Origin of the sequence: Prevotella pectinovora (assembly GCF_000834015.1) — a bacterium.
GTDB classification, from domain to species: Bacteria; Bacteroidota; Bacteroidia; order Bacteroidales; family Bacteroidaceae; genus Prevotella; species Prevotella pectinovora.
Genome location: NZ_JXQI01000063.1, coordinates 51960 through 69313, shown reverse-complemented (window position 1 = coordinate 69313; position 17354 = coordinate 51960). Strand labels below are relative to the sequence as shown.

Genomic DNA, 17354 nt, shown 5'->3' with positions numbered 1-17354 from the left:
GCGTTTTTGGCTTGTAACAAAATAAATTTATATGTTACATAGCAGGTTTTTGCTGTTTCTTGCCGTTTTAACTTACTTTTTGTAAGCATTATGGATATTCTTTGTCTTAGAGCCTGTCTGAGCCATGTGAAACATCGGTTTGATGCATGTCAAGACGAAAAACGCAACTCAAACGTTATTGCCTGAGTTGCGTTATTCATTGTCAGTTGAGATGAGGCTTATAATTCTATGCCTATCTTTCTCATTACTTCCTGCTCCTTCTGTCCGTAGCTGGTCAGAGCCTGGAAACCAAGAGAGCTGCGTTTCAGGTTGTGCAGGCGATGCAGTTCTTCGTGATACTCTTTGGCAATGATCTCACAGAAGAATATTTTGGAGAACCCAGCGTCAGTAAGCGTGTTGCCGGCAGAAAGCATCTTTCCCTCTTCTATGTTTGAAACATCGTCAAGACGGAGGAACTGTTTCCCCTTGTCATCCTCGTATGCTGTAAGCAGAGCGTCATCCTTACGGGCAGGACAGATGAAGATTGGTTTGCTCTGTGCATACATCTTGTATGAACTGCCTCTGCTCTTGTCTGTCAGCTGGTCCATAGGAATCCTGTTCACCTTGCCGTCTTCATATACGACAATCAGACTGCCCTCAAGTTCATCGTCATGAATGGCGAGCGTCAGGATGCCGTCCTCCCATTCCACTTCGTCCAGCATGCACCAGTTTCCGATTGATTGTATGCGCAGATAGCAGGAAGTGTCAATGCCATAGCCGTCAACCCAGTTTTCTGTGATGTTGCTTCTCAGTTCACTTGTGCCGATTATGTCGTCAGGCAATGCCTTTGTCTTGATTTTGACCGTCTGCTCCTTCTTTTCCTCCTGCTCGGCAGTTTCCTGAACATCGTTTTCTTCTTCCGGTTCCGACACTCTTGTGTCGTATTGGGCGAAGTTTCGTTCTTTCATGATGTCTATCAGTTGCGGCTGGTCGATGAGATGTGTTGAAGACCCTTCCCGCAGATAGAAATTGTTGTCGAGCCGCAAAGGAATCGGAGTCTTGCTTGCAGCCACCTTGATGGCATATATCCAGTGCTTGCCTGCCTCAGGATGCTCAATGACGACAGAGGCGTTTACCGAATCGCCGAGAGAAGTGCGAATCTGGTTTCTGACATAGAGGTCGAACTTGTCTTTGCTCTCTTCAAAGAATTCCAGGTCGTCGGCAAGACCCTTGGCGGTGCCTGTGTCGTAGACACCGAGATAGAGGGTTCCACCGTATGCGTTTACCATGCCGCAGATCACCTTCATGATGTTGAACGTCTGTTGCTTGATATCCGCACGCATATTGTTGTTTGGAGGGAACACGATTGATGTCTTGAACTCTGTGGTCTGGTTCTCTTCTCCGAACGAGTAGATTTGCGGAAGTTCTACGTTCACGTTCAGAACGCCCCTTATCTTGTTTATGATTGCCTTCTGGTGCTCCTGCAGTCCAAAGCCTTCCGCCATGTTGTATGACAGCATAAGACGTGAGAGTTTGCTGAGAATGTTGTCAGGTTTGTTGTCGTTCACCATGCTCCACAGATACGGGTTCTTGTCTTGCTGTCCGAAGCAGTTCACGATTCTCATTTCCGAGAGGCGCTGCTTGAGGATAGGGAACTTTTCAACGATGTCGCCGTAGTCATTGCCCAGTGCTTCAAGTTCATCGTCGTTAATCTTGCCATTCTCGCCATAGTCTTCCAGTATGCTGAGGAAGTGCTGCCTTTGTTCCAGATATTGCATCATCGCCTTGTCGTCGATCATCTTTGACAGAATGTGGGCTATCGACAGGAACGCATAGGCACGGATATTGTCGGTTTCCAACACCGCCTTATGGTCGAAGATGTTGATGATTTCTTTCATGTAGTCCAGTTCGAAGATGTCTTCAGATGCCGCCATCGCTTCTTCTTCCAGTTCTTCCTCTGTTTCCTCGTATAGCTCATCCTTGTACTCATGAAGCACGCTTTCTGCTGCCTCTTTGATGACAACCGCCTTTTCTCCAATACCGGTTATTTCTCCCTGTATTGCGTTTGGACGGGAAGCGTCAGTCACACGAACACTTACCGTGTCGCCGATGTTTAACCGGGCGAACTCATCAGAGGGATGTATGAAGATGCCATAGCCGTATTCTGTAACTCCACAGAAGATATCATTCTTTGGATCGTAGTAGAATATGGTGCAGTCGGACTCTTCGCCGAAACTAACCTGATCTTTGATTAGCCCGTCAATGAATGACACGGCGTCAAACATATAGGTGCGCACCTCGTCGTTTGGGCTGCCAACGGAATTCACCCTTGCCTTGAACAGGATAGGCTTGCCGTCGATGTAGAAAGAATCGATGTCCAGTTGTGGGTCGTAATGGAACAGACCGATGGAGCCTCCTTTCTGGTATGTGTCAATCCAGCCCTCGCCCTCATATTGGTCATCCTCAATTCTGCAGTAAAACCTGTTTTGATGGTACTCGTCCTTCCAGAGCACTCTGATGGTGACAGTTGTGCCCACCTCTGGGGCAATCTTGCGTTGGGGGTGTATGGATGGCGTCTTCTTCTCCTCGAAAAGGGCGTTTTCAACTTTCTTCCAATAGTCTTTCCACATTCTTACCTTTGCCTTCTTTCCGATAGAGTATTTGCCGGGTTGGTCAAGGAATATCTGCAGGTTGAACCATCCAGGGAAATCCTGTGGGAGTATGTTCTTCTCTTTTGAGGCAGAAGAAGACCTCGCTATTGTTATGCTGTCGGCACTTACGGTGAAGCGCACGTTATGAGCCTCGTATGAGCGTGTGAGGAAGGTAGTGCTGCTTGCCTTGGTTGCCGCCATCTGGTATGCCAGAAGTTCCGTCTGTCTGAAATCCCTGCCCCATGAGAAGTCTTTCATCTTGTCTTCAGACACCACAAGGGTGGTGAATGCCCTGTCTGCAAGCTGTTCGGCGAGGTTGTGGGTGTGGTCGTTGTCGCCAAGCACATTTCTGCTCCTTGTGAATGACAGATAGTGGAACAGCAGCGAACGGTATAATGCCACGTTTATGTCCTTGCCGTTGGTCATCAGGAGCAGATAGCATATAGAACGCACCATGCGGCTCAGCAGCAAGTTATTCTGCTCGTTGTCGATTACTGCCTCGCGGTTTGTCTTCTCCATATTAGACATGACATAGAACTGAAGGAAGCTGGAGAAGGCATCGTTGAATGATGCCGTTTTCCATTCTTTTGCCTTTTCTGCGAGCAGGTCAAGGATGGCGTCGATCTTCTCTTCCAGAAGTTCCGGTTGGAGTGAGAACATGGCAATCAGCAGCCGCATCCTTTTGTGTGGGTGGTAAATATATCCTGAATTGCGGATTTTCCTGAGTATCAGGTCTGTCTCTTCGCTGCATTTCTTTTCGCCGATAAACGAAAGGCATTCAAGATAAGTTTCAGACATCGTCACCCTGTCGGCAATCCATGTCTGGAAATTTTCCCTGTCCGACTCGTTGAACTGATGCAGATAATCGGAATCTTCAAGCAGATACAGGCAAATTCTGTGGTAGCATGAGAGTAGAATTTCTTTGTTTTTATTTGAAAGGTTCGGCCATTGTTCCACTTCCACGATGGCTGTTATCGCCTTTATCACCCATTCCGGATTGCCTTGTTCATAATATTCCCTTGCCTCTTCAAATCCGGGATTGGTCGCAAAACTGTATAGAAGAAACCTTTGACACTTTTCTTCGATGCCGCTTTTCCTCAGCAGTTCCTTGGGGCTTATGCAGTTTACAATAACGTCCTTTTTCGTGTTTTCAAGTATCAGAATCATCTTGTTCAGGCTTGGCCTTGACACCATACATCTGATTTTCTGGTTTGGCACTAAGAATGTGTTCTTTTCACATTTTATTCTGAAGGGCACACCATTGTAATCCCTTATGTCATAATACCTGAACTCGTTATTCGGATTATAGGCTTCCTTGTTTACAATGAATGGGTAAACCTTTCCAGATATATAAATGTCTTCGAACATCCGGGCAAAGTTTTGCACGAATACGATGTTGTCGCCGTGTATGTCTTTAACCATACATGGCAATTCCTCCATTTGCAATACTTTTTTGTCGGATTTCTGGAAATCGAACATTCGGATTGCATACTCCCTGTTGTTGGCGTTTACGATGAAGAAAGTGTTGTTGCCTTCTTCCCTTAAGGCTTTGATGGGCAGCGTGTAGAATTTGCCCTTTTGAAATGTCTGAACTGTCATTGTTGTTTGATTTAATGGTTATTGCTTATTATTGAAATTTTAGGTTGTGCTCCAATCTCGATGAAGCTAAAATCCGCTTTCCTTGTCTTGGGATTCGGGATAATGCAAATTTACGGATTTTATCATTAACTTGGTTCGGTTGTGGAAGAAAAGGCGGAGCAATTCTGTGTTAACCTTGATTGCCGCCTTAACTTGTGCAATTGACTTGCTTTTTGTGGCGAACAGAATCAGGATAATGTTGTCTTCCTTCCGTATGGTTTTCTCTCGCGCACACGTATAAGTTTCTTCAGCCAAAAGTGTCAAAGTATCATTCCGGTGCCATCAGCTTGCATAAGTCCTTGAACACAAGGATTATATGGAAATGATACTTTTCTGAATAATTTACAGAAAAGTATCATAAAAGTATCACAAAAGTGTCATTGTCTGGAATTTATTTCGTATATTTGCAGTGCTAATGCGATAAGATATAGATACAGGATATTCACGGTCTAATGACCGTTTTTATGTTTAATACAAATTTGGCAAGTTGTACTTGCGTCATTAATTCATTAATTATTTCAACCATGAAAAACATCAAGATTCTTGAACAAGCCTTTAAAGAAGGCAAGACTCCAAAGGGAATCGTTTATTGCTTCCTGGAGCAGTGTGAGAAGAAGACGGAGTGTCTCCGTTATCAGTGTACCAAATGCAAGAACCGGGCAATCAGGCTGGACTATGCTATGTTTCCTGACGTTTTGGCTGATGGAGAGTGCAAGTGGTTCGTTCCTCTGCGTGTGGTGAAAATGGCATGGGGCTTCGATTCGCTCTTCATCGATGTCAAGGTGCGTGATGCCCAATCCCTGCGCGAGACGATGAAGGAATATCTCGGCAGCGACAGCCAGTATTACCGCTATAAGCTCGGTCAGCTCAAACTCAATCCCAACCAGCAGGCTCATATCAAGAAGCTCTTTGCTGAATATGGATACGAAAACGTGGACTTTGACAATTATTCCACAGAGATAGATTTCCATAACAGATGATTCCGGATTTCCCCCACACCGTGGGGAATGAAACCCCACATTGGGGGGAATCGTTCCCCACGCCGTGGGGGAAATTCAGGATGCTTTAATGACCGATTCGGGTTAAACTCTAATGACCGATTCAGGTTAAACTATGTTACTCAAGTAAAACAAATTTTTGAAAAATACTATGAAGATAACAATTCGACATACGGATAATAAAAACAAGATGGTGATGAGCCACTGTTCGATAGACCGCTTGCTGTCACGCATGACAACCGATGATTCCCGTCGTACGGTGATGCGCTTCAGAGAGGTGGCGCCATATAGAGACCGCAAAATTCATAATTACGACGATATGCCACAGTGGAGACATGTATATCCCGGAGCGGAACTGAAGCGGGATGACAATGACAATATGGTGATGAAATGCTGCAACGGGATAATCACCTTGCAGTTTGGAGATGTCACAGACCGCGATGCTATAGAGAAAGTGAAGCGTGCCGTAGCTTTCGTTCCGTCCACTATGGCAGCCTTTCAGGGAGCCGATGGCATGAGCGTGGTGGTGCTGGTGAGATATGCCGGGGCAGACGGCACGTTGCCTTCTGCAGAAGAAGAGGCAGACCGCCAGTATCGTATTGCCCACCAACGCATACTGCCGATATACAGGGCAGTGATGAACGTGCCGTTGCGCGGCGGCGAACCCTCTCTCTTCGACAGTTTTCTCATGACCGTGGATGCAGAGCCATACTACAATCCCGATGCCGTGGCATTGCGTATCGACGACAGTAGCGGAGTGCAGCCCATGTCGTCGCCCGTTTCGTTGGGCGATATTGAAGATGAACCCTATGCGGACGACAATGAGGAAGCGCAGAAAGAAGACAATGGCGTGCGAGTGAATATCGTTAGGATGATGAGGCTGCTGCGTAGCCGTTATGATTTCCGCTATAATGTGGTGATGAAATACGTGGAATACCAGTCAAAGGAAAAGCCATGGTATGGCTATATGCCGGTGGAGCCGAGGGTGCAGAAGCGTATGACTCTCGAAGTGCAGTTGGCGGATATCCGTGTCAGCATCAAGGATGTGCGTAATTTCCTGGAGTCGGACTATATACAGAATTATGACCCGATAAGCGACTTCCTGCAGGAGTGTAACGGCAAGTGGGACGGCAAAGACCATATCCGTGAGCTGGCACGCACCGTACCTACATCCAATCCGCATTGGGAAGACTGGTTCTACACTTGGTTCCTCGCTATGGTGAGCCAGTGGCAGGGAACCACCTTCCGCCAGTATGGCAACTCCGTGGCGCCGCTGTTGATTTCCCGGCAGGGCTACAACAAGAGCACCTTCTGCCGCCGCCTTCTGCCGCCGGAACTTCAGTGGGGCTACAACGACAACCTCATACTCTCAGAGAAACGTCAGGTGTATCAGGCAATGTCGCAGTTTCTGCTTGTCAATCTCGATGAGTTCAATCAGATTTCACCCACTGTGCAGCAGGGGTTCCTGAAGAACCTCATACAGTTGCCTACGCTGAAGATAAAGCGTCCCTATGGCAGTCATGTGGAGGAGTTTCCGCGCCTCGCCTCGTTTATAGCCACGAGCAATCTCACGGATATCCTTGCCGACCCGTCGGGCAACAGACGCTTTATCGGAATAGAGCTCACCGGACCCATAGATGTGAGCGTCCGCCCCAACTACCGCCAGCTCTATGCCCAGGCGTTGGCGGCATTGAGGGATGGCGAGAAGAGCTATTTCGATTCCGAACAGGTGCGCCTCATCATGCATAGCAACTGTGAGTTCGAGGTCATGTCGCCCATCGACCAGTATTTCAACATCTATTATGAGATTGTTGACGACGAGAATGAAGGCGAGTGGCTTACGGCAGCAGAGATCTTCTATTTCCTGAAGAAGACCGTAGGGTCGTCGCTGAAGGTGAATTCGCTGATGGGATTCGGCAGGCGCCTCGCCAACATGGCAGATATCCGTCGCAAGCGTTTTGCCTCCGGAATGAAGTATCTGGTGAGAAAAAGAACGTGATTTCGCCCCGATGATGATACTTCATACCCGTTTGTGATACTTTTATGCTACTTTTCTGTAAGGAAAACAGAAAAGTAGCATTCTCTCAATATGTTGATAACGAGACAGTTACACCCATTTCGATACCCCAAAATGATACTTTGACACTTCCGGGCAGGAATATGAATCCACGATATGTGCGGTTTTGCTTCGGCACGAAATTTGCTGATGACTTATAAAAGATTAATTTAGAGGAAAGGAGTTGACAATATGGCATTTATTGATTATTACAAGATACTTGGTGTGGACAAGACCATACCGCAGAAGGATGTGAAGAAGGCTTATCTGAAGAGAGCCAAGCAGTTTCATCCCGACCTTCACCCTAATGACCCCAAGGCAAAGGCAAAGTTCCAGGCGCTGAACGAGGCATACGAGGTGATAAACGATCCGGAGAAACGAAGGAAATACGACCAGTACGGTGAGCACTGGAAGGAGGCGGAAGCCTTCGGACGGGGCGCCGGACGAGGAGGAGCCGGTGGTGGTTTCTATGATGGCGAGGATGTACCATTCAGCGGTTTCGATTTCTCAGGTTTCGGTTCCGGTACGGGCGGCTTCTCCAGTTTCTTCCAGAACCTCTTCGGAGGTGGTGGCGGAATGGGCGGCGGCAGAGGCAGCAGGATGCGCCAGAACTCGGGAGAGATGCAGGCAACGGTGAACATCGACCTTTATACCGCATTGCTCGGCGGAGAGGTGATGCTGCAGCTCGGCAACGGTTCGAAGATAAAGCTGAAGGTAAAACCGGAGACCCAGAACGGTACCAAGGTGCGTTTGCGTGGCAAGGGCTATGACCGTGGCGACGGAACGATAGGCGACATGATAATCACCTATAACGTAAAGTTGCCTACTAATCTCACGGAGCGGCAGAAAGAGCTGTTGCAGCAGATGAGGCAGGGATGATGCTGATTGCCCTGACGTTCCACCAGATGGTTGTCTCAAAGAAACATAATAGGATAGATAAATAAAAAAGACAAAGCGGCAAGCATGTGGATTGATTCCCGTTGCTTGTCGCTTTGCTTTTATTGTTTCCGTCAAATGTCTTTCAGTGGCATTTGCAGAGATATCTGTCAAGTCCAAATCGGTCATTCCAAGTAGGCTCTAATGACCGATGGGGGATGATTAGAATTCGCTCGTGAAGTGGAACTTGATATTCTTGAAGTCCTCCTGTGCCATAGACAACACATAGCCGGAGTCGGCAAGGAAGACATCGCGGCCATCCTTGTCTTTCGCCATATACTGATATTTGCGCTTTTTGAAGTTCTCCAGTTCTTCCTCGTCGTCGCTCTCTATCCAGCATGCCTTATACAGGTGTACCGGTTCCCAACGGCATTTGGCGTTGTATTCGTTCTCCAGACGATATTGTATCACCTCAAACTGCAGCTGACCGACAGTACCGATGATCTTGCGGCCATTGAACTGGTTTATGAACATCTGTGCCACACCCTCGTCCATAAGCTGGTCGATACCCTTGTTGAGCTGTTTGCTCTTCATAGGGTCGTCGTTCTCGATGTATTTGAACATCTCAGGAGAGAATGAAGGAAGACCGCGGAAGTGCAGCTGTTCGCCATCCGTCAGCGTGTCGCCAATCTTGAATATGCCGTTGTCTGGCAGTCCGACGATGTCGCCAGGATAAGCCTCCTCGATGGTGCTCTTGCGCTGAGCCATGAATTGGGTGGGGGAGGAGAAACGTACCGTCTTGCCCATTCTCACGTGGAGATAAGGTTTGTTGCGTTCGAACTTTCCGCTGCACACCTTGCAGAATGCGATGCAGGAGCGGTGGTTAGGGTCGATGTTTGCCGTTATCTTGAAGATGAAACCGGTGAACTTCTTCTCTTCCGGCTCTACTATTCTCTCCACAGCCTTTGTGGGGCGTGGACTTGGAGCAATCTCCACGAAGCAGTTGAGCAGTTCCTGAACACCGAAGTTGTTGAGGGCCGATCCGAAGAATACCGGGGCTACCATGCCCTTACGATAGTCCTCCACGTTGAACTCAGGGTAGACACCCTCCACCAGTTCCAGGTCTTCGCGCAGTTTCCCGGCGTCCTGTTCGCCGACATGCTTGTCGAGCTCTTCGCTGTTGATGTCAACCTCTACTTTCTCCGTAACGCGCTGTTTGTCAGGCGTGAAAAGATCGAGCTTGTTCTCGTAGATATTATAGACACCTTTGAACTTCACACCCTGGTTGATAGGCCATGACAGAGGGCGCACCTTTATTTCCAGTTCATCTTCCAGTTCGTCGAGAAGGTCGAATGGGTCGCGTCCCTCGCGGTCCATCTTGTTGATGAAGATTATCACCGGTGTATTGCGCATACGGCAGACGCTCATGAGTTTTCTCGTCTGCGTCTCCACACCCTTGGCGCTGTCCACTACGATGATTGCGGAGTCAACGGCAGTCAATGTGCGGTAAGTGTCCTCGGCAAAGTCCTGGTGACCAGGGGTGTCGAGGATGTTCACCTTGTAGTCTTTGTAGTCGAACTCCATAACGGAGGTAGACACGGAGATACCACGCTGCTTCTCGATGTCCATCCAGTCGGAAGTTGCGGTCTTGCGGATTTTGTTGCTTTTCACGGCACCAGCCACCTGTATCTGTCCTCCGAAGAGGAGAAATTTCTCCGTCAGCGTTGTCTTACCGGCGTCAGGATGGGATATGATGGCGAAGGTTCGCCTTCTTTCTATTTCGTTAGCCATATTCTTTGTTGAAGAGTGATGAATGGATGAAAGACGATATTGGGATTTTTCATTGTCTTTTTATTATTCATCCAGCATTATAAATGTATATAGTTAATATTATCTTACTTTTTTCAATGCACCCATATTTTCCATACATGCCATGAGACTGTCAACCCAATATGGGATTTTTATTCCGAAGGTGTTCTTCACCTTTGTCTTGTCGAACACGCTGTAGGCAGGACGTGTCACCGGACTTGGGAATTCGCTGCTGTGGCATGGCTGAATGTCGCAGCCGTTGTTGCCTGCCAGTCTTGCTATCTGTATGGTGAAGTCGTACCAGCTGCATACTCCCTCGTTGGAGAAATGGTAGATGCCATAGTTGTTTTCATACAACTTGTTGTCGATGATATGACCTATCAGCTTGGCCAGATCTAAGGCGTAGGTCGGAGTGCCGCATTGGTCGAACACCACTTTCAACTGAGGCTTCGTGGCGGTGAGGTTGAGCATCGTTTTCACGAAGTTCTTTCCGAACTCAGAGTATAGCCATGCTGTGCGCAGTATGATATGCTTCACTCCGGTGGCGATGATCTTCTGTTCGCCGTGCAGCTTGGTCAGTCCGTAGACACCAGTCGGAGTTCCTTTCTGGTCCTCCTTGCAAGGAGTGTTGTATGGGTCGGCGCCGAACACATAGTCGGTGCTGATATGTATCAGCAGTCCGTCAACCTCCTTCATTGCCTTGGCGAGATTTTCCGGAGCTGTCGCGTTTAGTGTTTCCACGATATCGCCAGCGGTTTCCGCAGCGTCAACATTTGTCCATGCGGCACAGTTTATGATGCATTTGATGTCGTTCTCGCTCACCATCTTTCTGATGTCGTCGATTGATGTTATGTCGAGATGCGTGTATCCATCGCATACGTCGGTGAAGATGTAATTGTCTTTGCTCCCTTTTGCCACGATTTGCATTTCGTTGCCGAGCTGACCACCGGCGCCGGTTACCAATATGTTCATGATTGCTTGTTTTTTGTTGCTGATGAGTCGTCGAGGCTGTGTGAACCTCTTATGTTGTCGAGGGTGCAAACCGTCGGAGAAATTCTTATTCCAGTTCCAGTTCGCCCTTCTTGTCCTGAAGGTAATAGTCGGAGAGCATGCCGATGAAGGTCGTTATTTCCTTTATGGCATGTTCCGTGTCAGGGCTGACGGGCTTCTTCTGCAGTCGGAGCATCATTACTCCGTATAGGGCATTGAAGCATGTCTCTATCTCGTCCTCATCCTTGGCGCCACGTTTGCGCAGTTCAACGATGAAGGGCAATACCCTGTAATACTCGCTGTTGTAGAAAGGAAATTTTGGTGAGGCAAGAAGCGTGCTGCTCAGTTCGGACAACTGCTGTATCACGATTTTGTTGATCTGCAGATGTCCTTTCTCCCGGCAGCCCTCGGTGTTCATCATCGTGATGAGATTGCCATACCAGTCTGTCATTTCCTCTTTCTGTTCCTCGGTATAGTCGAAGCGGTCTATATACTCGTGCTTTATCCTCGACAGCGAGCATCCGTATGCCCTTATGATATCTTCTATCTGCCACATATATAGCAGATATTCAGCTATGCTCTTCTTTCTTAATTCCTGAGATATGAACATATATTTATCAAGTTATTGAATGTTGTCAATAGTTTATCGTTGGCAGGGTGTAAAGGTTGAACACCGTGCCGATGAGGACGATGATAGACATCACTATGACGATGCTGCCCACCACCTTGTTGATTATCTGAATGCCGTTGGTGTCGAAAACCGCACGGATCTTGTCTACGAGCCATGTCAATCCATACCACCACAGCATCGCACCGCCGATAATGCCGATATATCCGGCACACATCTCGACTGGATGGTTGGGGATTATGAATGCAAACTGGGCGAAGAGTCCCATCATGAGCATTATGATGAGAGGATTGGAGAATGTGACGAGGAATGCCGTGATGCAGTTGTGGATGAGAGAGCCCTTGGTGCCACGGTTGCTTACGTGAACTTTCTTCATCGGGTTGCTTCTGAACGAATAGATTCCGAATATCATGAGGATGATACTTGCAGAAATCTGCAATATGTACCGATAGTGGGAATTGCTGATGAAGTCCATGACGAAAGACATTCCAAGACCCGTTATAAGGGCGTATATGAAATCGCTGACACAGGCGCCAATGCCTGTCACGAAACCGAACCATCTGCCTTTGTTGAGTGTGCGCTGAACGCAAAGCACTCCTACCGGGCCCATCGGGGCTGATACAAGAATACCTATTGCAACTCCTTTCAGGAGTAGATCTAATATGTTTATATGAAATGGAAATGGCATAGTGGGTGCAAAGTTCCGCAATTTTCACGAAAAATACAAATTTTGTAACATAAACTTTCCAAACTACAGTTAATTTGAACGCTAAGATGATGTATATCATTGATTTAGATTATTGAAGAGCGTTGATTGGGAAAAAAACTTTTTTAGAGGTTGGCGTTTATGGCGAATTCAATTATCTTTGCAGAAAATAAGCTTCGGCTCGGGATAAGAAATGAATGTCTTCATTTCATTCTCCTCTCGCCTTGCATTATTTTTGCAGAAAATAAGCTTCGGCTCGGGATAAGAAATGAATGTCTTCATTTCATTCTCCTCTCGCCTTGCATTATTTTTGCAGAAAATAAGCTTCGGCTCGGGATAAGAAATGAATGTGTTCATTTCATTCTCCTCTCGCCTTGCATTATTTTTGCATAAAATAAGCTTCGGCTCGGGATAAGAAATGAATGTCTTCATTTCATTCTCCTCTCGCCTTGCATTATTTTTGCATAAAATAAGCTTCGGCTCGGGATAAGAAATGAATGTCTTCATTTCATTCTCCTCTCGCCTTGCATTATCTTTGCATGAGAAATAATTTATCAGACTAAATATCATCAACTAAAAATGGAAGCACAGATTACAAGAAGACCTTATACTATAGGTCTTGATCTCGGAGGAACAAATGCCGTTTTCGGCATCGTTGATGCTCAGGGAAATATCCTTGAGCATACGTCAATAAAAACACAGCAATACAGCACGGCGGAGGATTTCGTGAACGCCGGAGTTGAAGCTCTTATGCCAATCGTTGACAAAGTGGGAGGAATAAACAAAATCGAAGGAATGGGCATCGGAGCGCCAAACTCCAACTTCTACGACGGTACGATAGCATACGCCCCAAATATTTCGTGGGCGCATGAATGCGTTGTGCCTTTCGCTAAGATGTTCAGCGACAAGCTGTCTGTCCCAGTGGCTATAACAAACGATGCCAATGCCGCAGCTCTCGGCGAGATGACTTATGGCGTGGCAAGGGGAATGAAAAACTTCATCATGATTACCCTTGGCACGGGAGTGGGGGCTGGTATCGTCATCAACGGACAGATGGTGTATGGTTCTGACGGTATGGCCGGTGAGCTCGGTCACGTCATCATGCGCAGAGAGAATGGCAGAACTTGCGGTTGTGGCAGAAAGGGATGTCTTGAGGCGTATTGCTCTGCTACAGGAGTGGCACGCACGGCAAGAGAATTTCTGGGAACATCCAACGAACCATCGTTGTTGCGCGACATGAATCCAGAGGAGATCACATCTCTGGATGTTTCAAAAGCCGCTGCCAAAGGCGACGCTCTCTCTCTCAGAGTGTATGAGTTCACTGGAAAGATGCTCGGCGAGGCTTGTGCCGACTTCATGACATTCTGCAGTCCGGAGGCATTCGTGTTCTTCGGCGGACTGACAAAGGCTGGCGACTTGCTTATGAAGCCATTGATAAAGGGTTATGAAGAGAACGTGTTGGGAATTTTCCGTGGAAAGGCAAAATTCCTTGTCAGCTCACTCGACGGCGCCGGTGCTGCAGTTCTGGGCGCAAGTGCGATTGCCAAGAATATTGAACACTAATTTTTAATCAACTATCAATCGGTTGCGGAGTGTAGCATTAAAAAAACGCTCATTGTCGCAGCCGATTGCTTTTTTTATTTGTTTTAAAGTGAAGAACGACAACGTAAAAGCATTGTTTTTCGATATAGACGGTACGCTGGTAAGCTTCAAGACACACCAGATACCACAGTCTACTGTCGATGCCATAGCCCAGGCAAAGGCTAATGGGGTAGGAGTGTTCATCTCTACGGGCAGACCGTTGCCTATAATTACGAATCTGAAGGCTATAGAACAATACATAGATGGATATATAACGACCAATGGAGCACTCTGCATAGTGGATGGCAAGGCGATATGCTGCAATCCAATCCCCATGGCAGATGTTGATGTCATGATGGCGGATGCCGAAAAGAATGACTATACCTGCATAGTGGTTGGTGAGAAGAGAATTGGCGTGTATAATCCCAAACAGGTGTATTATGATGTGTTCGTGAGGGATCTCGCTGTCCAGAATATCGATATGGCTATTGATGTGAAGGACATTATGAGGAATGAGCAGATTCTTCAGCTTACGCCCTTCTTCTCTGCGGAATATGAAAAGGAAATCATGGAGAAGATGCCGGGCTGCGTGTCGGGACGTTGGAATCCTGCATTTACGGATATTACGGCAGAGCAGGCTGACAAGGGAAAAGGACTTGAAGCAATGGCGCAATATCTGGACCTCAACATTTCGGAAACCATGGCTTTTGGCGATGGCGGAAACGATGAGTCGATATTGCGGCGTGCGGGAATCGGTGTGGCAATGGGAAATGCCGGTGACGAGGCGAGGGCTGCTGCTGATTATATCACTACCTCAGTTGATGATGACGGTGTGAAGAATGCGCTGGAGCATTTCGGCGTTATCTAAATCAGAAACTTGAGTATATTGTTCTGATCTGGTTTGTGTATGTTCAGTTACCAGATAAAACAATGACCCCGGAGTATATGTTCCGAGGTCATAATTTTATTGGATAGTCTGTTTACTTTGCCATTTCCTTGATGTAAACATCGCGTTTCGGGAATGGCATTTCTATGTCGTTTTCGTTGAGCGTGTTGTAGATGCTCTCCATGATCATGCTCTCTGTAACTACCTGTTTCGTTACGTCAACCCAGCATACGAATTTGAAGTTTATGCTGTTGTCGCCGAATTCCTTGAACAGTACGCTTGGCTGTTTCTCTTTGTCGATATAGGGAATATGAAGTTTCTCGATGGCATCGGTAACGACTTTTTTCATTCTCTCCACATTAGTGCCATAGCCCACTCCGAAGTTTACTACAGAAAGCTCGTAACCATGGTTGCGGGTCAGATTCTTGTAGTTCTTGGTGAACAGCTGGGAGTTCTGGAATGCGATCACCGAACCGTCGGTGGCTTCTATCATAGTGCTTGTGTAGCTTATGCTGCTCACTTTTCCTCGAGTGCCGTCACACTCTATCCAGTCACCGATGTTGATACGGCCAGCCATTAGCGATATTCCATAGTATATGTTTTCGAGAATATCCTTGGATGCGAAGCCGACACCAGTGGACAGACCACCCGAAACGACAACCAGCCAAGTGTTGCTCACATGGAGAATGGTGAGGCTTATCAGCAGCCATGTGCCCCAGACTACAACCTGCACGATGTTCTTTCCCATCACGTTGCGGCTGGCAGCCGTGCGAGAGTCTATGTTCATCAGGTGCAGTCGCATGAATTCTATCGTTATATAACTGATATAAGCGAAAACAAACCATAGTGCCAATACCGTGGCAATGGATGATATGCTGACGCTGAAGTTGCTGACGTCGATGAAACGGGTGGTGAAGATGCGCATCATCTGGTCGCTGAGGTTGAAGACGTCGGCAGCCCAATATATGGAAATCAGTATGGAAGAGATTGCCATCAAGGGGATTATGACTTTCAGAAGCAGTCTGTATATCCATGTCTTGTTTATAGGTTTCTCCTCAAGATGATGCTTTGCGGCGTATTCGCTCATCCAACTTGCCAGGCAGCTGATTGTCAGGATGCAGGTGAGCTGCATTATCCACCAAATCAACATCTGCACGCTGAGAAGAGTGAATCCTATCCATGAGCACACAACGCTCGTCGCGAATACCAGCAATGAGATGTATGTCAGGAACATATCAGACCGGGGTATCTTCTCGTTGTGTCTTCTTATCACGTTCCATTGCCATAGTGTGCAGAGCAATAGGACCGGAGGAAAAATCAGGTTTACCAAGTCGTTAGGCACCAGCGTGATGCGGAATGTTATCACTATGAATCCCACCAGCGTTAGCGGTGAGTAGATGCGGAAGGCGCTCTTTATCTGTTTTCCGTCTACTCTCAGAAGTAGAGATATCAGGATTACGCCAAGCAGCCAGGCATATTCAACGAGCAGGTTGCTCGCCATGGTGATGAAATTCTGGTTCACCGTGCTGCGTATGATGCCGATAAGAATTGCAAATGTTATTGTGGATGTCGCCATCATGATGCACGGACGTTTCAGCATGAACTGTTCGGTGCGGAATTTCTTCGGCATCAGAAAGCGTATTGCGAGCATGTTCAGGAGAATGGCTATGATGCCATAGAAAAGTATGCTGACGAACAATCCGAAGATCATACGAGAGTCCCACTGCGAGTGGAGCTTCTTGGAAGAACGGTATTTGTCGTTTACCGTTTCGGTTGTCTTGCTCACTTGAGTGCCGAGATTGGCTAGGATACTGAAATAGTTTTCTCCGCCATTCCGGAATATGTTGTTCTGAATTTCACTGTATCTGCCGTTGGCATAATCGTTGAGGCTTTTCAAGTGATTCTCTGTCAGGTTGTAATACTTTATGTAGTCCTGCAGCATGGATTTGTTTTCCGTCATGTTGTTACGGATGCTTACCGCCAGGGTGAGACACACGTTGCGGTTTACCTTTGCCTTGTCGCTAAGAGCGAAGGTGGGCATGGAACTGAGCGAGTTTACAAGGCTATCGTAGCGGGCGATTTCACTGTCCAATTGCGTGATATACGACCGGAATGGCAGAGAACTCTTGCGGAAATTGCTGAACTGGTCGGTTGCCTCATGACATGCGTAAGCAAGGTCAAAAACATATTCCGGCTTCTGAGAATAAAGCATGAGGGCATTTTGATTACTCTTTGCAAGAATGGAGAAGAGGTTCTTCCTTATCAGCTCACTGCTGTTCTTGTATTTCATCTGTCTCTTTTTCTGCTCTTGGTGATAAGTGGTCAATTCATTTCTGAGTATCGACAATGTGTTGTCAAGGTCTTTCTCCTTGAGCACGGCATTGCAAGAAATGGTGATTGTTATTGCGAACAGAAATAGTAAAAACAGTCTCTTCTTCATATTGTTCTTTATAAAATTATTGTTTGTCTTTTTTTTTGTATTACAGTTCCCGATTTGATTTGTTTTTGCAGTGTCGCGTTTGTCGTCACTGGCATGCTGCAATCAGAAAAGCGATT

Annotated in this window: 12 protein-coding genes; 5 read left to right on the top strand and 7 right to left on the bottom strand. The window is 47.0% G+C overall.

Going from position 1 to position 17354, the window contains the following annotated elements; translation table 11 throughout:
- Nucleotides 1–218: 218 nt before the first annotated feature.
- Nucleotides 219–4229, bottom strand: a complete 4011-nt coding sequence (locus tag ST42_RS09030; protein ID WP_044073243.1) for an AlbA family DNA-binding domain-containing protein — start codon at nt 4227–4229, stop codon at nt 219–221.
- A 563-nt stretch (nt 4230–4792) separates the two neighbouring features.
- Here ST42_RS09030 and ST42_RS09020 point away from each other — a divergent pair.
- The 3 genes from ST42_RS09020 to ST42_RS09010 all read left to right on the top strand — a co-directional run bounded on the left by ST42_RS09020 (nt 4793) and on the right by ST42_RS09010 (nt 8201).
- On the top strand, nt 4793–5248 hold the full coding sequence (locus ST42_RS09020) for a DUF6078 family protein (protein ID WP_022315688.1): 456 nt from the start codon (nt 4793–4795) through the stop codon (nt 5246–5248).
- Nucleotides 5249–5417: 169 nt separating this feature from the next.
- The gene (locus ST42_RS13575) at nt 5418–7265 is read left to right on the top strand and encodes a VapE domain-containing protein (protein ID WP_082028624.1); all 1848 of its coding nucleotides are present in this window, start codon (nt 5418–5420) and stop codon (nt 7263–7265) included.
- Between the two features lie 249 nt (nt 7266–7514).
- Entirely contained in the window at nt 7515–8201 is a 687-nt protein-coding gene (locus tag ST42_RS09010; protein WP_022315690.1) for a DnaJ domain-containing protein, read from the top strand.
- A gap of 219 nt (nt 8202–8420) precedes the next feature.
- Here the strand turns inward: ST42_RS09010 and ST42_RS09005 are convergent, their stop codons facing one another.
- From ST42_RS09005 to ST42_RS08985, 5 genes are all read right to left on the bottom strand, one after another.
- Nucleotides 8421–9989: a peptide chain release factor 3 gene (locus ST42_RS09005; protein ID WP_022315691.1), complete on the bottom strand. Its 1569-nt coding sequence runs from the start codon at nt 9987–9989 to the stop codon at nt 8421–8423.
- Nucleotides 9990–10088: 99 nt separating this feature from the next.
- Nucleotides 10089–10979, bottom strand: coding sequence for a dTDP-4-dehydrorhamnose reductase (rfbD, locus tag ST42_RS09000; protein WP_044073241.1), 891 nt, complete (start codon nt 10977–10979; stop codon nt 10089–10091).
- Nucleotides 10980–11064: 85 nt separating this feature from the next.
- Nucleotides 11065–11607 (bottom strand): DUF4924 family protein, encoded by a 543-nt coding sequence (locus tag ST42_RS08995; protein WP_022315693.1) that lies wholly within the window; start codon nt 11605–11607, stop codon nt 11065–11067.
- A gap of 25 nt (nt 11608–11632) precedes the next feature.
- Nucleotides 11633–12313: a LysE family translocator gene (locus ST42_RS08990; RefSeq protein ID WP_022315694.1), complete on the bottom strand. Its 681-nt coding sequence runs from the start codon at nt 12311–12313 to the stop codon at nt 11633–11635.
- Between the two features lie 168 nt (nt 12314–12481).
- Nucleotides 12482–12838, bottom strand: coding sequence for a hypothetical protein (locus ST42_RS08985; protein ID WP_156139341.1), 357 nt, complete (start codon nt 12836–12838; stop codon nt 12482–12484).
- 72 nt (nt 12839–12910) lie between these two features.
- On the opposite strand from ST42_RS08985, the gene ST42_RS08980 reads away from it, so the two are divergent.
- Both ST42_RS08980 and ST42_RS08975 read left to right on the top strand, forming a co-directional pair.
- Nucleotides 12911–13894: an ROK family protein gene (locus ST42_RS08980; protein WP_044073238.1), complete on the top strand. Its 984-nt coding sequence runs from the start codon at nt 12911–12913 to the stop codon at nt 13892–13894.
- A gap of 88 nt (nt 13895–13982) precedes the next feature.
- Nucleotides 13983–14780 carry a Cof-type HAD-IIB family hydrolase gene (locus ST42_RS08975; RefSeq protein ID WP_044073237.1) on the top strand — a complete coding sequence of 266 codons (798 nt, stop codon included), beginning with the start codon at nt 13983–13985 and terminating at the stop codon, nt 14778–14780.
- A 112-nt stretch (nt 14781–14892) separates the two neighbouring features.
- Here ST42_RS08975 and ST42_RS08970 read toward each other — a convergent pair whose 3' ends face one another.
- The gene (locus tag ST42_RS08970) at nt 14893–17238 is read right to left on the bottom strand and encodes a mechanosensitive ion channel family protein (protein ID WP_044073312.1); all 2346 of its coding nucleotides are present in this window, start codon (nt 17236–17238) and stop codon (nt 14893–14895) included.
- Between the last annotated feature and the right edge of the window lie 116 nt (nt 17239–17354).